We start from the raw sequence: 18,248 nt of genomic DNA, 5'->3' as shown, positions 1-18,248 counted from the left end.
TTTATTCTCCCGTGTATTCCGGTCTCCGTTTTTCTGCAAATGCTTTGAGCCCTTCCGTCCGGTCGTTCGTCGGAATCGTCACATCGTACGCCTGTTGCTCGATGGCAAGCCCTGTCTCGATGTCCGTCTCAAGCCCTTTATTAATGGCCAGCTTTGCCTGCCTGACGGCGACGGGACCGTTTGCCGCGATCGTTTGCGCGATGTCTTCGGTTCTTTCTTTCAGCTCTGACAATGGAACGACGTGTTCGACAAGGCCGATGTCACGGGCGGTCTGAGCGCTGATGCGGCGTCCCGTGTAGATCAGTTCTTTCGCTTTTCCCCGGCCGATTAAACGGGGAAGCCGCTGGGTCCCGCCCGCTCCGGGGATAATCGCCAGCGTCGTTTCGGGCAAGCCGGCTTCGATGTGGTCTGCGGCGACTCTAATGTCGCACGCTAAGGCGAGTTCAAGCCCGCCGCCTAAGGCGCTGCCGTTTAGAGAGGCGATGACCGGCTGAGGCAAGGCTTCTATTTCATGGATCACGCTTTGGATCAGGGATACAGCCTGTTTCGCTTCAGTGCGGTTCATTCGCGCCCGTTCCTTTAAATCAGCGCCCGCGCAAAACGTCCTGCCCCCTTTTCCCGTGATGATGACGCAGCGGATGGCCGGATCGGATTTGATATCTTTAAGAAGGCCGCGCAGCTCGCCGAGCAGTGCAAGCGACAGTGAATTTGCGGCATGCGGCCTGTTCAGCGTTAAAACGGCGATCTTGCCTTGCTGAACGGAGGATAAAATATTAGGCTCCACGATCGTCTCCCTCTTTCCTTTATGAAATAACGCCGGTTGATTTGGCAGCCTGCAAATTCCGGCTCGGCAGCTTCGTTTCCGTTTTTTCTTCGATCCATCTCGCTGCCGCAAGGAGCTTACCCAAATCAACCCCGGTCTCGATCCCCATTTGGGCGCACATATAAATGAGGTCGTCTGTTGCCGCATTTCCGGAGGAACCCGGGGCATAGGGACAGCCGCCCAATCCGCCGCACGCCCCGTCAAAGGCTGTAATCCCCATGTTCATGGCAGTCAGCATGTTGGCGAGCGCCATCCCGCGTGTATCATGAAAGTGGAGGGCGATTTTTTCTTTCGGAAAGCGTTTCAGCAGCGCTTCCAGCATGAGCTCCACCTGGACGGGATTGGCGGCGCCGATCGTGTCCCCGAGAGAAAGCTCGCAAATCTCCATGTCGAACAGCGTATCAACGATGCGGATGATTCGGTCGAGCGGAACCGTTTTCTCATAAGGACAGCCAAAGGCAACGGACAGGTAGGCCCTTGCAGTACGCTTGGCTTTGGCGGCTTCCGTTGTGACCTCTTTCAGGACGGGAAGCGTCTCATCGATTGATTTGTTGATATTTTTCATGTTGTGGGTTTCGCTTGCCGACATGAATACGGCCGCTTCGTCGATGTCCCCTTCCAGCGCCCGTTCAAGCCCTTTCGCATTCGGAACGAGCGCCGCATACGTGACGCCCGCCTTCCGTTTAATTCCTTTTGCAACCTCCAGCGCGTCGGCAAGTGAGGGAATCCATTTGGGGTGAACGAACGATGTAATTTCAATATAGGAAAGTCCTGTCTCGGAGAGCATGTCGATCCAGGCGATTTTATCTCCGGCTGAAAGCATGACCTGTTCATTTTGCAGACCGTCCCGCGGTCCGACTTCTTTGATGCGGATGTTTTGCGGAATGTTCATGTCTTTTCCCCCAAACGCTATTGAAGTTCCAATAATACTTCACCTTCATCAGCAAAATCGCCTTCGCTCATTTTGATCTCTTTTACGGTGCCGTCCGTTTCTGCAACAATCGGGATTTCCATTTTCATCGACTCTAAAATGGCGACTTCCTGTCCTTTTTCGACTGCATCGCCCGGCTTGACTAAAATCTTCCATATATTACCCGCCATATTGATGACAACTGTGTTCATAAAAGCGCCTCCTTTTTATTTCAATAGATGCTGCTGGATAAAATCGGTGTGCACCCCGCCTTTTTGAAACGCGGAAGAGCGTACGATGTCCTCAAGCAGCGGAATGTTTGTTTTGATTCCTTTTACTTTGTATTGCGAGAGCGCCCCGGTTAAGATGCGGATGGCTTCGTCCCGGTTTTTTCCTTTCACAATCATCTTCGCGATCATCGGATCGTAATACGGGGTAACCGCAGTGCCTGATGAAACAGCACACTCGTGGCGTACGTTCGGATGCTCCGGCAGTTGAAGGTCTGTAATGCGGCCCGGCGACGGAAAAAACGTTTGCGGGTCTTCCGCGTAAATTCTGACTTCGATGGCGTGGCCGTTCCGTTTAACATCTTCCTGTGAAAACGAAAGAGGGTTGCCTCTCGCGATATGAAGCTGCTCCCTGACAAGGTCGAGCCCGGTAATTTCTTCTGTAACCGGATGTTCAACCTGGAGGCGCGTATTCATTTCCAGAAAATAAAAATCATTCTTTTCATCTACTAAAAACTCGATTGTTCCAGCATTTGCATAGCCGATCGAAAGCGCTGCCTTGACGGCGGCTTCACCGAGCTTCGCCCTCATGCTTTCATCCAATAGCGGGGCCGGGGCTTCTTCGATGATCTTTTGCTGCCGCCTTTGAATCGAACAGTCCCTCTCCCAGAGGTACACGGCATTTCCGTATTCGTCTGTTAAGACTTGAATTTCGATATGGCGGGCGCGTTCGATAAACCTTTCGATATACAAGGTGCCGTCCCCGAAAAAATCGGCTGCCCTCTTTTTGTTTCCTTCATATGCTTTTTTCAAATCGTCTTCATTTCGGATGAGCTGCATTCCGATGCCGCCTCCGCCGAATGAGGCTTTCAGCATGACGGGATAGCCGATCTCCTCCGCTGTGCAGATGGCTTCTTTAAGGCCTGACAGGCTGTTTGTTGTTCCGGGCACGACCGGAACGCGAGCTTTTTCCATCGCTTTCCGCGCCTCGATTTTGTCTCCCATTTTGGCGATGACTTCCGGGGAAGGGCCGATAAACGTGATGTTCTCTTCCCTGCACCTTTCGGCAAACCGGCTGTTTTCCGAAAGCAGGCCGTATCCCGGATGGATGGCGTCCGCTCCTGCCTTCTTTGCCGTTTCGATGATTTTGTCGATATTTAAATAGCTTTCGCTGACCCGCGGTTTGCCGATCAGCCACGCTTCATCGGCGGCTTTCACATGCAAAGACTCCCTATCGGCTTCAGAGTACACGGCAGCCGTTTGGATGCCGAGCCGTTTGCATGTGCGGATGATCCTAAGTGCAATTTCCCCGCGGTTGGCGATCAGCAGTTTTTTAAACAAAAAACCTCCCCCTTTCACGACAATTTAAAAGCTTTCAGCGCCTGTTCTCTCAATCTGAATTTTTGCACCTTCCCCGACGCCGTCATCGGAAATTCATCTACGAACGCAATATAGCGGGGAATTTTATAGCGGGCGATTTTTCCTTTGCAATATTCCCGCAGCTCTTCAGCTGTTGCATGTTCTCCGCTTTTTAGCCTGACCCATGCTGACACTTCTTCACCGAACGTTTCGTCAGGCACCCCGACAACCTGGACGTCGAGAATCTTCGGGTGCCTGTATAAAAACTCTTCGATTTCTCTCGGATAAATGTTTTCGCCGCCTCTGATGATCATATCTTTTAACCGGCCCGTAATCCTGCAGTAGCCGTCATCATCCATGACAGCCAAATCGCCGGTATGGAGAAATCCGTCATCATCGATGACTGCAGCAGTTGCCTGCGGATTTTTATAATAGCCTTTCATGACATGATACCCGCGCGTGCACAGCTCTCCCTGTCTCCCCCTTTCCACCTCTTGCAATGTGTCAGGATCGATGATTTTCACTTCGATGTCCGGAAGGGCTCTGCCTACTGTTTCCACCCTGCGTTGAAGCGAATCATTGACCCTCGTCTGGGTAATGACGGGTGACGATTCTGTCTGACCATAAGCGATCGTGATCTCCGTAATCCCCATGTTATCCATGACCACTTTCATGACTTCAGTCGGACAGTTTGATCCCGCCATGATCCCCGTTCTTAAGGAAGATAGATCATACGATGCAAAATCCTCATCGTTTATCTCGGCTATAAACATCGTCGGAACGCCGTGAAGCGCGGTGCATTTCTCGGCTTGAACAGCCTGAAGCACTTCTTTCGGGCGGAATTCCTGAACGGGAACCATCGTGGCACCGGCGGCAACGCAGGCCAAATTCCCGAGCACACAGCCAAAGCAGTGAAAAAAAGGAACGGGGATGCACATCCGGTCTTGAGCCGTTAAATTCATGCATTCCGCAATATTGGCCGCATTGTTTACCAGGTTGTAATGGGTCAGCATGACTCCTTTCGGAAAACCGGTCGTGCCTGATGTGTACTGCATGTTGATTACATCGTGTTCATCAAGGCTATCCATTCTTTCTTCAAGCTCTTTTTCGCCGACCGATTCCGCTTTTTCTAACATGTCATCCCAAAGGTGCATGCCTGGATGCCTCGCGTTCCCGAGAACGATAATATGTTTTAAAAAAGGCAGTCTGCCAGATGCGAGTCTTCCGGGCTCTGAATCTTTTAATTCAGGAAGCAGTTCGTAAAGAATATCAATATAAGAGGTGTCCCGGTAAGACTCCATTAAAATAAGCGTCGTCGCATCCGATTGTTTGAGCACATATTCGATCTCTGCTGATTGATAATTCGTATTGACTGTGACAAGCACGGCCCCGATTTTTGCGGCGGCAAATTGTGCGGTCAGCCATTCCGGTGTATTCGAAGCCCAGATCGCAATGTGTTCGCCTTTTTGAATGCCGAGAGCCATCAGTCCTTTTGCAGTATGCCGGCACAACCTGTCAAATTCCAGATACGTATAGCGGAGGCCGCGGTCGGGATAGACGACGGCTTCGTGTTCAGGCGCATTTTCCGCCGTTTTCTCCAACAGCTTACCGATCGTCAAATGAATCCGCTCTGCCAATCGATTCCCTCCCCTCCAGTAAGCGTTTTCACTTTAGGCGTTTTTTTGCATGCCGAGCTGTCTGGCGATGACCAGCCGCTGAATCTCTGATGTTCCTTCACCGATTTCCATCAGTTTTGCATCCCGCAGCATGCGCTCCACACCGTACTCTCTCATATAGCCGTATCCGCCGTGGATTTGAATCGCCTGATTGCACACCCTCATCGCCATTTCTGAAGCAAACAGCTTGGCGAAAGCGGCCTCTTTCGTAAACGGACGGCCTTGATCTTTCAGCCACGCAGCCTTCAGCACCATGTTGCGGGCGAGCTCGATTTCCAGCGCCATATCTGCAAGCTTGAACTGAATCGCCTGAAAGGAAGAAAGCGGCCGCCCGAATTGCTTTCGATCGTTGACATATCCCATTGAGGCGTCAAATGCGCCTTGGGCGATTCCGACTGCAAGAGCGCCGATCGAAATCCTTCCTCCGTCAAGCGTTGTGAGGAATTGTTTAAAACCTTTCTCAGGACTGCCCAGCAGGTTTTCCTTCGGAACGCGGACATTTTCTAATATAAGCTGTGACGTATTGGAGCCGCGCACGCCCATTTTGTCGTATTCGCTTTTAATGGTGAGCCCTTCTGTGTCCGTCGGGACAATAATGGCTGAAATGATATTCTTCCCGTTTTTATCTTTGCCTGTCACCGCTGTGACGATGACTGTGCGGGCATATCCCGCATTTGTAATCCAGCATTTTTCGCCGTTGATCACATAGTCGCTGCCGTCCTCGCGCGCTCTTGTCTGTGTGCCTCCGGCATCAGAGCCGGCATTTGGCTCTGTCAGCCCGAACGCTCCAAGCGCTTTGCCTGAGGCAAGCGGTACAAGATATGTTTTCTTTTGTTTCTCCGTGCCGAAGTAATAGATCGGCGAAGCGCCGAGCGACACGGCCGCCGCATAGCTGAGCCCAGTGCTGCCGCAAGCCCTGCCGATTTCTTCGACAGCGAGTGCGTATGAAATCGTATCCCCTCCCGATCCGCCGTATTGTTCCGGAAACGGAATCCCGAAAAGGCCGAGCTCCCCCATTTTCTTGAAGGTTTTAAGCGGGAATTCCCCCGTTTTGTCAACGTGTTCAGCATTCGGCGCAATTTCCTGTTTTGCAAAGTCTCTGACAAGTTCGCGAACCATTTTCTGTTCTCTGGTCAATTCAAAATCCATCAGATGCCCCCCTTTTTTGGATCGTCAAAATCCTTGAACAGCAAAACTTTGTTAACATTATATTAAAAAAGTGCGTCCTTCATGCCAGCTGTTTTCGGACAAGCAAGATTGTCCCTTGAACATTGAGCTTAAAGCCCATTGTACAGGCAATGACTGCTCCTTGATATAAAAGATTCGCGTGGGAACAGGTGCAGCTGGAACCGCTTGATACTTACCTCTATGAAAGTACCTGTACTAAAAGTGCATACTTACACAGTTTCAGTTTGCATTTTATACTCAGGATGAAATCATCCTTTTAGGAGGGAAAGTCTTTGAAAACTCTTATTATCGTTACACACGCAAACATAGAAACATCAGTCATTAATAAGCGCTGGGTAAACGAACTCCAAAAATATCCGGAAAAGTATACAGTCCGAATTGTACAAGGTTTACCCGGATGGAAACATAGACGTGGAAACAGAACAAAAATTGGTTGAATCTCATGGCAACCTTGTTCTGCAGTTCCCTATACATTGGTTTAATTGTCCGCCTCTTCTTAAAAAATGGCTTGATGATGTTTTGGCTTATGGATGGGCTTACGGTTCAAATGGAGGGGATAAATTCAAGAATCGAAAAGTTGCTCTAGGGGTAACTGCCGGAATCAAAAAAGAAGATTATCGTGAAACCGGGAGGTACCGGTATACACTTGGACAAATATTGGTTCCGTTTGAAACGACATTCCTGTATTGCAATGCAGATTATCGTTCGTTCTTTGCATTTTACGGCAAAGAAAATAGTCCAGGCGGAAACGAAGAAGAAGAAAATGAACCGGGTGCAAGCGAATTGGACAAAAGCGCGCAAGATTATTTAGCTTTTATTGACAATCTATAAAAAGTAAACAAGAGGTGTTTCCTTGTTCAGGAAATGCTTCTTTTGGTTTACATAAAAGAAGCACTAAAGATCCGGCTGCCTGTTTTTCTCTCCCCAATCGCACATCATATTCAACAAAGGAACAAGAGAAAGACCGCGTTCAGATAATGAATACTCAACCCTCGGAGGTATTTGGGGAAATTCCTTCCGTATGATAAGGCCGTCTGCCTCCAGCTCTTTTAACATGATGCTCAGCGTTTTGAAGGAAATGGTGCCTATGCTTCGCTTCAGCTCATTATGGCGCATCATCTTATTTTCAGACAGCCAATAAAGAATGATCATTTTATATTTGCCGCTTATTAAGGACAACGTATACCCAAAGCCGGTGCCCTTGAGGTTCACGCCGGTCGGAACACACGTTTTTCCGGTTTCGATTCTCATAACATACACTCTCCTTCGAAAAAACTTCATACATCATTATCTAATCTGAATGAAAGGGTGTAAAGAAAGACCGCTTTTCATCGCGGCTGCTTCCGTAAAAATGAAGTTTGAAGTGCACCTGGCGCTTCCCGCAATCGTTTAATTTGGGAATTTAGCCAGAAGAAAACTGCACCGCCGATTGTTAGATCGGGATGCAGTTCAAATACGCGGGGGCTTCTTCGTTTATGTTCTGATATGGCCGTTGCCTGTCATGATATATTTGAATGTCGTCAGGTCTTTCAGCCCCATCGGGCCGCGGGCATGGAGCTTTTGCGTCGAAATTCCGATTTCAGCGCCGAAGCCGAGGGCTCCGCCGTCAGTGAAGCGGGTCGATGCATTGTGGTACAGCGCCGCGGCATCCACGGCGCCGAAAAAGGCTTTTGCCGTTTCCGGGTTTTCCGTCACGATCGCTTCTGAATGCTTTGTCCCGTATGTCTCAATATGATCGCAGGCTTCATCAAATGTACTTACGACTTTGACAGCGAGATCAAGACTTAAATATTCGTCTCGCCAATCGGCTTCACCGGCGGGTTTGGCGTCCGGTATGAACCGGACGGCTTTTTCGTCCCCGTGAACCCGGATGCCGTGTTCGCTGAAGGCTGTGATCAGCGCATTGCTGTTTTCCTTAAGCCATTTTTCATGAACGATCAATGTTTCGAGTGCATTGCATACAGCCGGCCGGTCTGTTTTCGCATTGATAAGAATGCTGACGGCTTTTGCCGTGTCGGCTTCCCGATCGATATAAAGGTGGCAGTTGCCGACGCCTGTTTCAAGAACCGGAACCGTTGCGTGTTCCAGCGTATCCCGAATTAAAGCGCCGCCTCCCCGGGGAATGAGCACATCGATATGTTCTTTCATCTTAAAAAGCTCTTTTGCGGCGCTCCGGTCCGTGCTTGAACGGCATCCTGAGGAATGGCTGTAGAAGCGAGGGTTTCATGCATAACAGAGACGATCGCTTTATTCGAATGGATCGCAGATGAGCCGCCTTTTAAAATGACAGCATTTCCAGATTTGAGAGCAAGGCCCGCCGCATCGACGGTAACGTTGGGCCTTGCCTCGTAGATCATGCCGATGACGCCTAAAGGAACGCGGATTTTCTCCGCTTTTAATCCGTTCTCAAGCAGCCGGCTGGACAGCGTTTCGCCTACGGGATCTTCCAGTTCCGCCACCTCTCTTAGACTTTTCGCAAAGTCCGCCACTCTGTCTTCATCGAGTGACAGCCGGTCGATGTATGCCGCATCATAGCCTTTCTTTTGTCCGGCATCCGTATCCTTCTTATTCTCAACAAGGATCAGATCCATGTTTTTCTCGAGATTCCCGGCTAATGCGTACAGCGCGTCATTTTTTTCTGTTTCCGTGATCACTCTCATGCGTTTTGCCGCTTTCTTTGCTTTGATCGCTTGTTTTTCGATGCGTGATGCAGCGCCTTCATTAATTGCAGCCATGGTCGGGTTCCTCCTTTTCTCATCCTTAAAGCGGAACGGATAGTTCCAAATGGCAGACAAATGCTTCTCTGTCTACGACAGCCTGTGAGGCAGCGGCTGATTCCTCATTTTTCTCCTTCTTCCATTTACGAAGCTGGGATGAAGAAAAGTTGACGACGCCGAGGCCGATTTCTTCCCTTTCCTGGTCAAGGATGCGGACGACGGAGCCGTTATTGAAACGGCCGTTTATTTCGTAAATACTAGAAGGATACAGGCTTTTCTTTCGGTCGATGATCGATTCTTTGCTTTCATTGCTGACGATGATGTCTCCTTCTGGGCCCGAGTTAAAAGCGATCCATTGCTTTTTATGATTGAGGATGCGCGAATCTGCGTTCGGCTTAAAATATGTCCCCCGTGCGGTTCCTTTGAGGGCTTCATGCAGAATATCAGGGCAACCGGCGCTCCCCAAAAACCCTTTTATACCTGAAGCCATTGTGATCTTAAATGCGTCCAGCTTTGACTTCATACCGCCCGTTCCGACATCGCTTCCGGCATCACCGGCCGACGCTTCGATCCCCGGAGTGATTTCATGCACTTCTTTTATGAGGCCGGCATCCGGCGTGTTGCGAGGATTTGCATCATACAGTCCATCAATATCTGACAAAATCGTCAGCAAATCTGCGTCTATCAGTCCGGCGACTTTCGCTGAGAGCGTATCGTTGTCACCGAATTTGAGCCGGTTTACGGTGACTGTGTCATTTTCGTTGATGATCGGGATGATTCCCCGCTTCAATAGGACGTTCATTGTGTTTCTTACATTGTTGTAGCGATGTTCATCAGAGAAATCGCCTCTTGTGATTAAAATTTGCGAGGCGATGTAGCCGTGCGATAAAAAGAGCTTGGAATAGGCTTCTATTAACAATCCTTGGCCGACAGATGCAGACGCCTGCTTTTCGGAGAGAGACACCGGCCTGTTCATCAATCCGAGCTTCCGGTATCCGGCTGCGACTGCTCCCGATGAGACGAGAAGCACTTCATGTCCTTCATCTTTCAGGCGGACGATCTGTTCAACGAGCTTTTCAAGTTTTTTGCTGCTGATTTCGCCGTGAAGGCTTGTTAATGAACTGCTCCCCACTTTGACAACTACCCTCATTTGCTGAGAGGTCATTTTATCACTCCTATAATGGATCCCTATTTTGCTGCGGCGAACTGTTTCAATTCCTGACTGATCGTTTTCGAGCGTTTGGCTGCATGCCTGATCGCCTGCTCGATCGCTTCGCCGCCTCCGTTTTCCTCCAAAGCCTTCAATCCGGCGGCGGTCGTTCCGTTAGGAGAGGTGATGTTGTCTTTGAGAACAGCGGTATCCAGTGGGCTTTCCAACAGCATTTTTGCTGCGCCCAAAAGCGTCTGCGCCCCGATCTCTCTCGTTAATTTGCCGCTTAAACCGGCCTCTGCACCTGCTTTTTCGATATGTTCCATTAAATAATAAAAGTAGGCGGGCCCGCTTCCGGCGATTCCTGTGAAAATGTCCATTTTGCTTTCCTCAATGCAATAGACTTCTCCCATGCATTGCAGCAATTGTTTTGCGGTTTTTGAATGATCGGCAGTCGCTGCCCTTCCTACGGACATCGCGGTTGCCGAGGCGCCGACCGCACTTGACGTATTCGGCATCATTCTGATGACAGGCTGCTTGTCGTACAGCGCTTCTTCAATAAATGAAATCGGAATGCCAGCTAAAACTGACAATATGAGCTGATGGGGTTGAATATGCGGTTTTATGGAATGAAGAGCAGCTTCGGCATCCTTCGGCTTCATCGCCAAAATGAAGCAGTCAATTTTTCCGTAATCGAGCTCTTCTTTTTTGATGCCTTTTATTCCATATTTGTTCTGGAGTTCTTTTAAACGGCGGTGATTCGTATGATTGGTCACATAGATTTGGCCGGCGGGCAGCTTTTTTGACTGGATGATGCCTGAAATCATCCCTTCTGCCATGGAACCGGCACCGATAAAAGCTACGTTTTTTTGCTCAATATTGATCTTTAACATCTCCCTTTGTTCGCATTTTGTTCGTATTTTCCGAACACGGTTAGTATATTAACACGTTAGATATTTATGTCAAGTTTACGCGTTTTGACTGGACGGCAAGCAAATATGCGGAACACGCAAAAATCGTTCTTTCGCTAGTCGCCGATTTTGTCCGTTTGAAGGCCTTTCATCTCAGACAGCGGAAAACCGCGAGTCTTTCTGCACGGTGCAAAAGAATCAATTTATTAAGAAAAAACCGCGGATCTGATCGCTTCTTAGGTCCGCGGTTTTCCTTGCTCAATATTCGGTAATGTAGAGCTTTTCCTCATCGCCCCGCCATTCTGCGTATAACACGTCGCTGTAATTTTGAATGTTGCGGCTCGATAATTGCTGCTTGAGCCAGCTTTTATCAAACCCGGCCTCTTTCAGGTTTTCCTCTTTCAGCTGGCCGTCAAGGATGAACGCAATCGGAAGCAGAACGGATTGGTGCGGGATGTTTAAATCCGATTTTGTCGGCGTCTCATATTTATGTTTCCGAAGAACGCTGATCGAGCCGTCTGTTTCCAATATCGCATATTCGATTTCATGAAGGGAAAAACAGCCTTTTTCACGCGCTAATGTTTGCAGCTGGTTTAAATCGAGTTTGTTTTTTTTCAAGGCGCTGTAATTGATTTTTCCCTTATCGATAATGATATTCGGCTGTCCTTCGAGGAAGCCTCTCATGCTTTGTGCTTTTTGCGATAGAATCTCGATCGAATAGATGAGGATCCCCCACACCATGATGGCAAAGAGAACTTTCGAAATGGTGACGTCATCGTCAAAAATCGCGTTCCCCACCATCTCACCGAGTATAAGAGCGGAAATGAAATCGAACGGGGTGATTTGGGCGAATTGGGTTTTCCCCAGTATTTTCGTCATGATAAATAAAGCGGCAAATCCGATGATCAGTTCAACCGCCAAGTGTAAATAATCCATCAAGGTTCCCTCCCGATTCTCTCTTCATTGTTAACAATCGGGTTGGGGTTTAAACCCGGCGCGCCTAATCATCAGGTATAAAGCATGTAAAAAAAGCTTATCCGCCTTTTAAGCGGTAAGCCTTTATGCCGATTCTTCTTTTAAAAATCTGCTGCAGAGCGCACAGATTATCAGCCTGGGCTTTCGGAGCAGCGTTTTGCATGTTTCTATACTTTCCCTTCGGGCGACAGCGTCCAGAATTATCCGGCCAGACAAAAAAGTTTCCGCATGCACGCGCCCCGACGTCTTGCGAGGTTCGCCATTTGCTCGTCTCAATGTCCTATCGGGACTGGTGCAGCCCGCATTCTGTTTTATCGAGATTGGCCCATCTTCCCGCTCTTATATCATCTCCCTCTGTCACAGGAAGTGTGCATACTTCGCATCCGATGCTCGGATAATGCTCGTCATGCAGCTTGTGGTATGTCAGATGATTGAGTTTGATGTAGCTCCACACATCGTCCCAGGTCCAGTGAATAAGGGGACAAATTTTAATCAGTTTGAACTTGTCATCCTTGTTGATGTAGCGGACGTGCCGCCTCGTTTCCGACTGTTCCCGCCTCAGTCCGGTAATCCAGGCATCCGCGCCTGAGAGGTGCTTTTTTAACGGCTCGATTTTGCGGAGGGCGCAGCACATATCGGGCTGACGCTTCCAAAGCTCGCCGCCGTACCTGTCCTCCTGCTCCTCAAGCGTGATATCCGGCTTCAAGAAGCTGATCACAAGGCCCGGATACTTGTCTTTAATCCTCTTGATCAGATCATAGGTTTCCTGAAAATGAAGGCCTGTATCTAAAAAAACGATATTTGCGTCTTTTTTTATTTTCGATATCAAATCGATTAAAACGACTCCCTCGGCTCCAAAGCTGCACGCATAAACGATGTTGTCATACGTGCGGTACGCCCATTTCAAAACATCCATATCACCGCAAAAGCGATCCATGACCTCTTTTGCGGCGTCTTCATTCCATGTGTGATATGTTAAAACGCCGTTCATCTATTCTCCCCCACTTTTCCAGCTTAAGACACATAGGCAGATTATTCAGTTCCTAAAGCAAATGTGCCAGGAAGAAAAACTTCGGCCCATTCCTGTCCATCTTGACGTCTTCATGAAGTATGGAACCTTATAAAAGGAGGGCGAATATAATGCTTTGACTTCGCAAATGGGGAAATACCCATCCTAAAACATACGACCAGTCCTGATTTTTTAACACGCTGCCTACAAGGGGGTGGAAAACGAGATCGCTCCTTGCCGGATAAGCAAAACATCTCCGCTTGAAAAGATGCAAAACCTGTATCCGCACCTTTTTTCGAGTCGCTTTAAACATACAGCGGCAAATCCATGAAAGTCAAAGATTGTGAGGGGTAATAGCATGATTTCATCTGAATTGAAACTGCCCGAGAGGCAGCTTAAACCGAGAACAAACGGGATCACCATCCTGATTGATAACGGAGTTCCCGAAAACTTGTTTAAAGACACCATCAGCGGGGCGGCCGACTATATAGATTTTGTGAAATTCGGCTGGGGGACGTCACTGATCACGAAACGCCTTGAAGAGAAGATCGATTGCCTAAAGCAGCATGACGTGCAATATTTTTTCGGGGGAACCTTATTTGAAAAGTTTTTAAGTCAGGATAAGATTGAAGATTATTACCGCTATTGCAAACGGTACGGCTGTAAGTATGTCGAAATATCCAACGGGACGATTCGCCTGTCCAATAGAGAAAAAGCGAGCTTTATCTCCGATTTTTCAAAGGAATTCCGCGTTTTCAGCGAGGTAGGCTCGAAGAACTGCGCGATCAGCAATGAACAGCAGTCATCAGAATGGATCGATTATATTCTTGAAGATCTTGAAGCGGGGGCCGGGAAGGTCATCACAGAAACAAGAGAAGGCGGAACGAGCGGTTTATGCAAAAGCGACGGAGAAATGCGCTCCCAGCTGATTGAAGAAATCCTTGCGTCCGGAGTGCACCCGGACAATCTGATTTTTGAGGCGCCGACAAAAACATTACAGACGTGTTTTATCGGAAAAATCGGTCCAAATGTGAATTTGGCAAACATTTCGTTTCAAGATGCGATTCCGTTGGAAACGCTGAGGCTTGGACTTCGTTCAGATACATTTTATTTATTCGAATAGGTTCGCCCCTGGGGCGGGTCTATTTTTTGTTGCGATAGCCTGCAATGGGCATAAAAAGCGGGCGCAGGCGAATCTGATAGATCGCATCGATGATCTTTGTTGAAATCCATTGGCAGACGAGCGCTTGAATGACGATCCCCCAGGCGATAACCGATGCTGTCAGCAGAAAGATGAAGGCGTTCATCAAAAACAAAGCGGTTCCCGGCTTTCCCCCGCGGTATATAGAAATCATCAAAGCCAGGGCGCCGAATCCCCCGTTTGAAATGTTGTATTTATATAAAATGCCGACGCCGGTTCCTAACAGAACAGCACCGTAAAATAAATCCAGCCAAATGTTATGGGTCGTCATCGCAGGAAAAAGAGATTCAAAGATCTGCACCGACACGGACGTCATCGTAATCGATGCCATCGTTCCGACGACCGTTACCGGTTCAAGCCATTTGACGGCTGTCAGGAGCAGAGAAAAGTTGACGGCCCAAACCGTTAAACCGTGCGGGACCTGAAACCAAAAATTGAGCAAAACGGCTATTCCCGCCGCCCCTCCCGACGGAATGTGGTTTGGAAACAAAAACATTGCCATGCCCAGCCCCTGCAGAACGCTGCCCAAAAAAATAGCTTGTGCGATTTTAAATTTTCTTCCCATACGGATGTAATCCCCTTTACCTGAACTTGTCCTCTATTCACTATATGAAAGGGGAAAACAAAAATATAACAGATTTTAAGGCTAGCCGTAAGCAGTCCCGTCCCAGAGGTATGCTTTGACTAACTCTGTATCTACCTCAATTCGGTCAGGCACATGAACATAACCGTTCACTGTTCCGTAATGGACGAGCTGTGAAAATGGGTTTTCCATCATGTCCCACTCAACCGGTTCGATGTCTGCTCCGGCCATTTTCGTCCACGGCGATAAACAGGCCTGAGCGAAAACCGCAAATAATCTCGAAAGCGCTCCGTCATAACAGTGCGGGGATATACGTCTGCCAAACGTGCGGGCAATCTGCAAGGTGCACCGAAAATCGTCTATTCCCTCACAGTGCATAACATCGGGTTGGATGATATCGACGGCATGTTCCAGCAGCAGCGGCAAAAACTGCCCGGCTCCTTTCATATTCTCCCCTCCGGCAACCGGTACGGAAAGAGCTGAGCGCAGCAGTTTGTACTCCTTTATATCAGCGAACGGCAACGGCTCTTCAAACCATAGAAGATTTGGCCATATCGAAAAGTAACGCTCCCATTTGCGAGCGGCGGCCAAATCGTAGCTTTGGTTGGCATCCATAATAAAGCGGATCTTTTGCTCTGTCATGACTTGGAAATCCTGAATATGTTTCAGGTCCTCGGCAAATGTCCTGCCTCCCGTTTTGATTTTGACTTGTTGAAACCCCTGGCTGACGGCTTGTTCGATCAGACGAAGGGAATGTTCGCGCCAGTCGGTTCTGTCAGAATAGGATTGAAAGGAGGCGTAAACCGGAACCTGTTCTCTCAGCTTTCCTCCCCATACATCACATATCGAAAGGCCGGCTTTTTTTGCCGCAATGTCTGTCAAAGCCATGCTGACGGCCGCTGCCGCCCGCTGATGCCATTTCTTGATGACGCTGACAATCTGCATGCGGTCAGTGGCTTGTTTTCCGATTAAAAAAGGGATGATCCGTTTTTGAAATCCGGTTTCCAATAAGGGCAGCCAGTCTGCGCACTCCCCCCAGCCGGTGAGCCCTGACGCCGTTGTGATTCGGATTAAATAGAGTGTTCTGTAATGTTTATAACCGTTCGCGTCCCCATAAGGAGAGGAAAGCTTGTGAAATAGCGGGTACGTTTCAACTTTTTCAATGCGCATATCTTCTCCCATCCTTCGCGTCAAGCCGGCTGCAGTCCTTCAGGCCCCTTTTTTTTCGAGTCTTCTTTTTTGACGTGGATCATTGTGAGAACGAGAATGCCGATGACAAGGGTCAGCCCTGCGATGGACATGAACATTCCGATTTTTGACCATTCCATCAGCCGTCCGAAAATCGGCGGTCCGATGGCCACCCCCAAAAATCGGACCGAACTGTAAAGCGATGTCACAAATCCCCGTCTTTCTTTGCCGACAGCGCCCGTTATGAAGCTGTTGACGCAAGGCAGGACAAAGCCTGTGCCGATACTGCTGACGACGAGAATCGAGATAAACGGAACGAGAGCGGAGAAAAATGACAGCGCCCCGTAGGAAGCCGTTATAAATGCGAGTCCGATCAACATCAACCTTTTCATCAGCCGCTGATTTTGTCCGATTTTACTTCCGGTAATGTATGAAGTCGTACACATGACGAGAAGCGGAATCGCCAAAATCAGCCCTTTTTTCACGCCATCTGTTTGGAATTCTTTCTCAAGCACATCAGATAAATAAAACAAAATGCCAAACAGAGTAAACAGGCAGACCGCACCTGCCAAATAGGCTGTAAAAAGCCATCTGCCCTCATGTTTAAACACGCTCACAAGTCCCTTCACATATTTCCCAAAGGCCGGCGGCTCTTTCTTTTTGTCGTTTTCTTTAATAAAAATCCAGGTGAGCAAGATTGGAGCAATACAAAAAGCCGGAAAGGCAAAAAACACCCAATACCAGGCGATCAATGCGATGAGCGAGCCCAATATCGGCGACAGCACCTTTCCGAAGCCGTTGGAAGCCTCGACAATGCCAAGCACCCTGCTTTCTTCAGAGCCTTTGAACAGGTCTCCCGTCAGCGCCATGGCGAGCGATGCTGTACCTGCTGCTCCGAGTCCCTGCAGCCCCCGGCCGATCAGCACCCATGAATAAGCATTCTCAAATGTCGTAGAGGCGAATCCCGCGAGAATCCCTCCTATACCATAAAGAAACAAACACGGTATAATAATGACTTTTCGCGAAAATCTGTCAGCCAGGTAGCCGAGCAATGGAATAAAAACGGCTGCCGTTATCGAAAAGACAGTAATGATTAGACTGACCTGGAACTGAGACAGATGGAGCTCGGATTTCATTTTGGGCAGAATCGGAATCAGCATTGAATTTCCCAATGTCATAATGACGGGGATCGATCCGATGGCAACAATGGTCAGCCCAGAGGTTTGTTTTTCTTCCATAAGCTTGTACATCCTTCCTTCTGCAAAATAAACTTGACATCCCAATTAGATTTCCCGCAAGCGTCAGTTGCTATTCTCTGCCAACCGCTGTCGTCCCTTGAATGTTCTCGCGGCTGCGCTGTGTTAATCGCTCTGTATACAAATCGATGTCAACCGTATACTTCGGCCGGTTTTTCACCTCGGTAAAAATCGTTCCGATATATTCGCCGATGATGCCGATTCCCATTAATTGCAGGCCTCCCAAAAGCCATATCGAAATGATCAGGGATGTCCAGCCCGCATTCGTATAGCCGAGCATCTTTTGAATGACCGCATAGATGCCGGCAATGCCGCTCAGAAAAAATAAGAAAAAGCCGATAAGCGTAAAAAAGCGGATGGGGGCCACACTGAATGAGGTAATCCCGTGAAAAGCAAAGGACAGCATCTTTTTAAGCGGATATTTCGTCTCTCCTGCAAGCCTTTCCTTTCTGTCATAGAACACCTTTGCCGAACGCAGTCCGATAAGCGGCACGATCCCGCGCAGAAAAACGTTGGCTTCATGGTAGCGCGAAAGCTCTTCAAGCGCTCTTTTGCCGAGCAGGCGGAAATCAGCGTGGTTGTCGACGAGACGGATGCCGAGTTGGTTCATTAGCCTGTAGAACCACTCCGCGGTCGTGCGCTTAAAAAAGGTGTCGGTTTTCCGGCTGCGGCGGACGCCGTAAACAATTTCATATCCTTCATGATACTTTTTTATAAACTCGCGAATCGCGGAGACGTCGTCCTGAAGGTCGGCATCGATCGAAATTACGCAGTCAGATTTTTGCTTCGCTTTATCAAGCCCTGCCAAAAGCGCCTTTTGATGTCCCGTATTCCGGGCCAATTTCAAGCCTGTTACATAATGGTTTTTGGTACTTTCCATGGCGATCAATGACCATGTCCGGTCTTTTGATCCGTCATCAACGAAGAGCAGCTTGCTGTCGGCTGAAATCAATTTTTCCTCCGCCAAATCGCATAACACGGCGGTCAGCCGCCTCGCTGTTTCTGAAAACACTTCCTCTTCGTTATAACACGGAATGACGATCGTTAGTAAAGGCTGCGGTACATTCAATGTGCT

The 18,248-nt window shown here is 48.7% G+C and carries 16 protein-coding genes and 2 pseudogenes; 2 read left to right on the top strand and 16 right to left on the bottom strand.

Translation table 11 applies throughout. From position 1 onward, the window contains the following. Window position 1: 1 nt before the first annotated feature. From NSQ39_RS09230 to NSQ39_RS09205, 6 genes are read right to left on the bottom strand one after another with little or no spacing between them, the layout of a single operon-like run. A complete protein-coding gene (locus tag NSQ39_RS09230; RefSeq protein ID WP_046131457.1) occupies window positions 2–784 on the bottom strand; it encodes an enoyl-CoA hydratase in 783 nt (260 codons plus the stop codon). A gap of 19 nt (window positions 785–803) precedes the next feature. Beyond that, on the bottom strand, window positions 804–1,715 hold the full coding sequence (locus NSQ39_RS09225) for a hydroxymethylglutaryl-CoA lyase (RefSeq protein ID WP_046131458.1): 912 nt from the start codon (window positions 1,713–1,715) through the stop codon (window positions 804–806). Window positions 1,716–1,732: 17 nt separating this feature from the next. Next, window positions 1,733–1,945 carry an acetyl-CoA carboxylase biotin carboxyl carrier protein subunit gene (locus tag NSQ39_RS09220; protein WP_046131459.1) on the bottom strand — a complete coding sequence of 71 codons (213 nt, stop codon included), beginning with the start codon at window positions 1,943–1,945 and terminating at the stop codon, window positions 1,733–1,735. Between the two features lie 15 nt (window positions 1,946–1,960). Continuing rightward, complete coding sequence (locus NSQ39_RS09215; protein ID WP_046131460.1) at window positions 1,961–3,301, bottom strand: acetyl-CoA carboxylase biotin carboxylase subunit; 1,341 nt, start codon at window positions 3,299–3,301, stop codon at window positions 1,961–1,963. Window positions 3,302–3,315: 14 nt separating this feature from the next. Continuing rightward, window positions 3,316–4,956, bottom strand: coding sequence for an AMP-binding protein (locus tag NSQ39_RS09210; protein ID WP_046131461.1), 1,641 nt, complete (start codon window positions 4,954–4,956; stop codon window positions 3,316–3,318). 33 nt (window positions 4,957–4,989) lie between these two features. Then, window positions 4,990–6,144, bottom strand: coding sequence for an acyl-CoA dehydrogenase (locus NSQ39_RS09205; protein ID WP_046131462.1), 1,155 nt, complete (start codon window positions 6,142–6,144; stop codon window positions 4,990–4,992). A gap of 311 nt (window positions 6,145–6,455) precedes the next feature. Here NSQ39_RS09205 and NSQ39_RS09200 point away from each other — a divergent pair. After that, a pseudogene (locus NSQ39_RS09200) lies at window positions 6,456–7,014 on the top strand (NAD(P)H-dependent oxidoreductase). Between the two features lie 63 nt (window positions 7,015–7,077). On the opposite strand, the gene NSQ39_RS09195 reads toward NSQ39_RS09200, so the two are convergent. The 6 genes and pseudogenes from NSQ39_RS09195 to NSQ39_RS09170 all read right to left on the bottom strand — a co-directional run bounded on the left by NSQ39_RS09195 (window position 7,078) and on the right by NSQ39_RS09170 (window position 12,927). After that, window positions 7,078–7,434, bottom strand: coding sequence for a winged helix-turn-helix transcriptional regulator (locus NSQ39_RS09195; RefSeq protein ID WP_046131464.1), 357 nt, complete (start codon window positions 7,432–7,434; stop codon window positions 7,078–7,080). Window positions 7,435–7,656: 222 nt separating this feature from the next. After that, a pseudogene (locus NSQ39_RS09190) lies at window positions 7,657–8,918 on the bottom strand (glutamate-5-semialdehyde dehydrogenase). Between the two features lie 25 nt (window positions 8,919–8,943). Beyond that, complete coding sequence (gene proB / locus NSQ39_RS09185; protein ID WP_046131466.1) at window positions 8,944–10,065, bottom strand: glutamate 5-kinase; 1,122 nt, start codon at window positions 10,063–10,065, stop codon at window positions 8,944–8,946. A 23-nt stretch (window positions 10,066–10,088) separates the two neighbouring features. Beyond that, window positions 10,089–10,943 carry a pyrroline-5-carboxylate reductase gene (proC, locus tag NSQ39_RS09180; RefSeq protein WP_046131467.1) on the bottom strand — a complete coding sequence of 285 codons (855 nt, stop codon included), beginning with the start codon at window positions 10,941–10,943 and terminating at the stop codon, window positions 10,089–10,091. Window positions 10,944–11,219: 276 nt separating this feature from the next. Continuing rightward, complete coding sequence (locus tag NSQ39_RS09175) at window positions 11,220–11,897, bottom strand: DUF421 domain-containing protein (protein WP_046131468.1); 678 nt, start codon at window positions 11,895–11,897, stop codon at window positions 11,220–11,222. A gap of 319 nt (window positions 11,898–12,216) precedes the next feature. Then, entirely contained in the window at window positions 12,217–12,927 is a 711-nt protein-coding gene (locus NSQ39_RS09170; protein ID WP_341014629.1) for a phosphoadenylyl-sulfate reductase, read from the bottom strand. Window positions 12,928–13,303: 376 nt separating this feature from the next. On the opposite strand from NSQ39_RS09170, the gene NSQ39_RS09165 reads away from it, so the two are divergent. Further along, window positions 13,304–14,068 (top strand): phosphosulfolactate synthase, encoded by a 765-nt coding sequence (locus NSQ39_RS09165; RefSeq protein WP_216898617.1) that lies wholly within the window; start codon window positions 13,304–13,306, stop codon window positions 14,066–14,068. Between the two features lie 19 nt (window positions 14,069–14,087). Here the strand turns inward: NSQ39_RS09165 and NSQ39_RS09160 are convergent, their stop codons facing one another. The 4 genes from NSQ39_RS09160 to NSQ39_RS09145 all read right to left on the bottom strand — a co-directional run bounded on the left by NSQ39_RS09160 (window position 14,088) and on the right by NSQ39_RS09145 (window position 18,242). Next, window positions 14,088–14,711 (bottom strand): YitT family protein, encoded by a 624-nt coding sequence (locus NSQ39_RS09160; RefSeq protein WP_341014626.1) that lies wholly within the window; start codon window positions 14,709–14,711, stop codon window positions 14,088–14,090. Window positions 14,712–14,792: 81 nt separating this feature from the next. Beyond that, window positions 14,793–15,899, bottom strand: a complete 1,107-nt coding sequence (locus NSQ39_RS09155) for a mandelate racemase/muconate lactonizing enzyme family protein (RefSeq protein ID WP_341014624.1) — start codon at window positions 15,897–15,899, stop codon at window positions 14,793–14,795. 20 nt (window positions 15,900–15,919) lie between these two features. Beyond that, complete coding sequence (locus NSQ39_RS09150) at window positions 15,920–17,155, bottom strand: MFS transporter (RefSeq protein ID WP_046131473.1); 1,236 nt, start codon at window positions 17,153–17,155, stop codon at window positions 15,920–15,922. Between the two features lie 70 nt (window positions 17,156–17,225). Further along, window positions 17,226–18,242, bottom strand: coding sequence for a glycosyltransferase family 2 protein (locus tag NSQ39_RS09145; protein ID WP_046131474.1), 1,017 nt, complete (start codon window positions 18,240–18,242; stop codon window positions 17,226–17,228). Between the last annotated feature and the right edge of the window lie 6 nt (window positions 18,243–18,248).

The sequence above is a fragment of the Bacillus sp. FSL W8-0848 genome, assembly GCF_038007805.1.
Classification (GTDB): Bacteria; Bacillota; Bacilli; order Bacillales; family Bacillaceae; genus Bacillus; species Bacillus glycinifermentans.
Note: the sequence above shows the minus strand (reverse complement) of the source record. Positions and strands in the feature narration are given on the sequence as shown.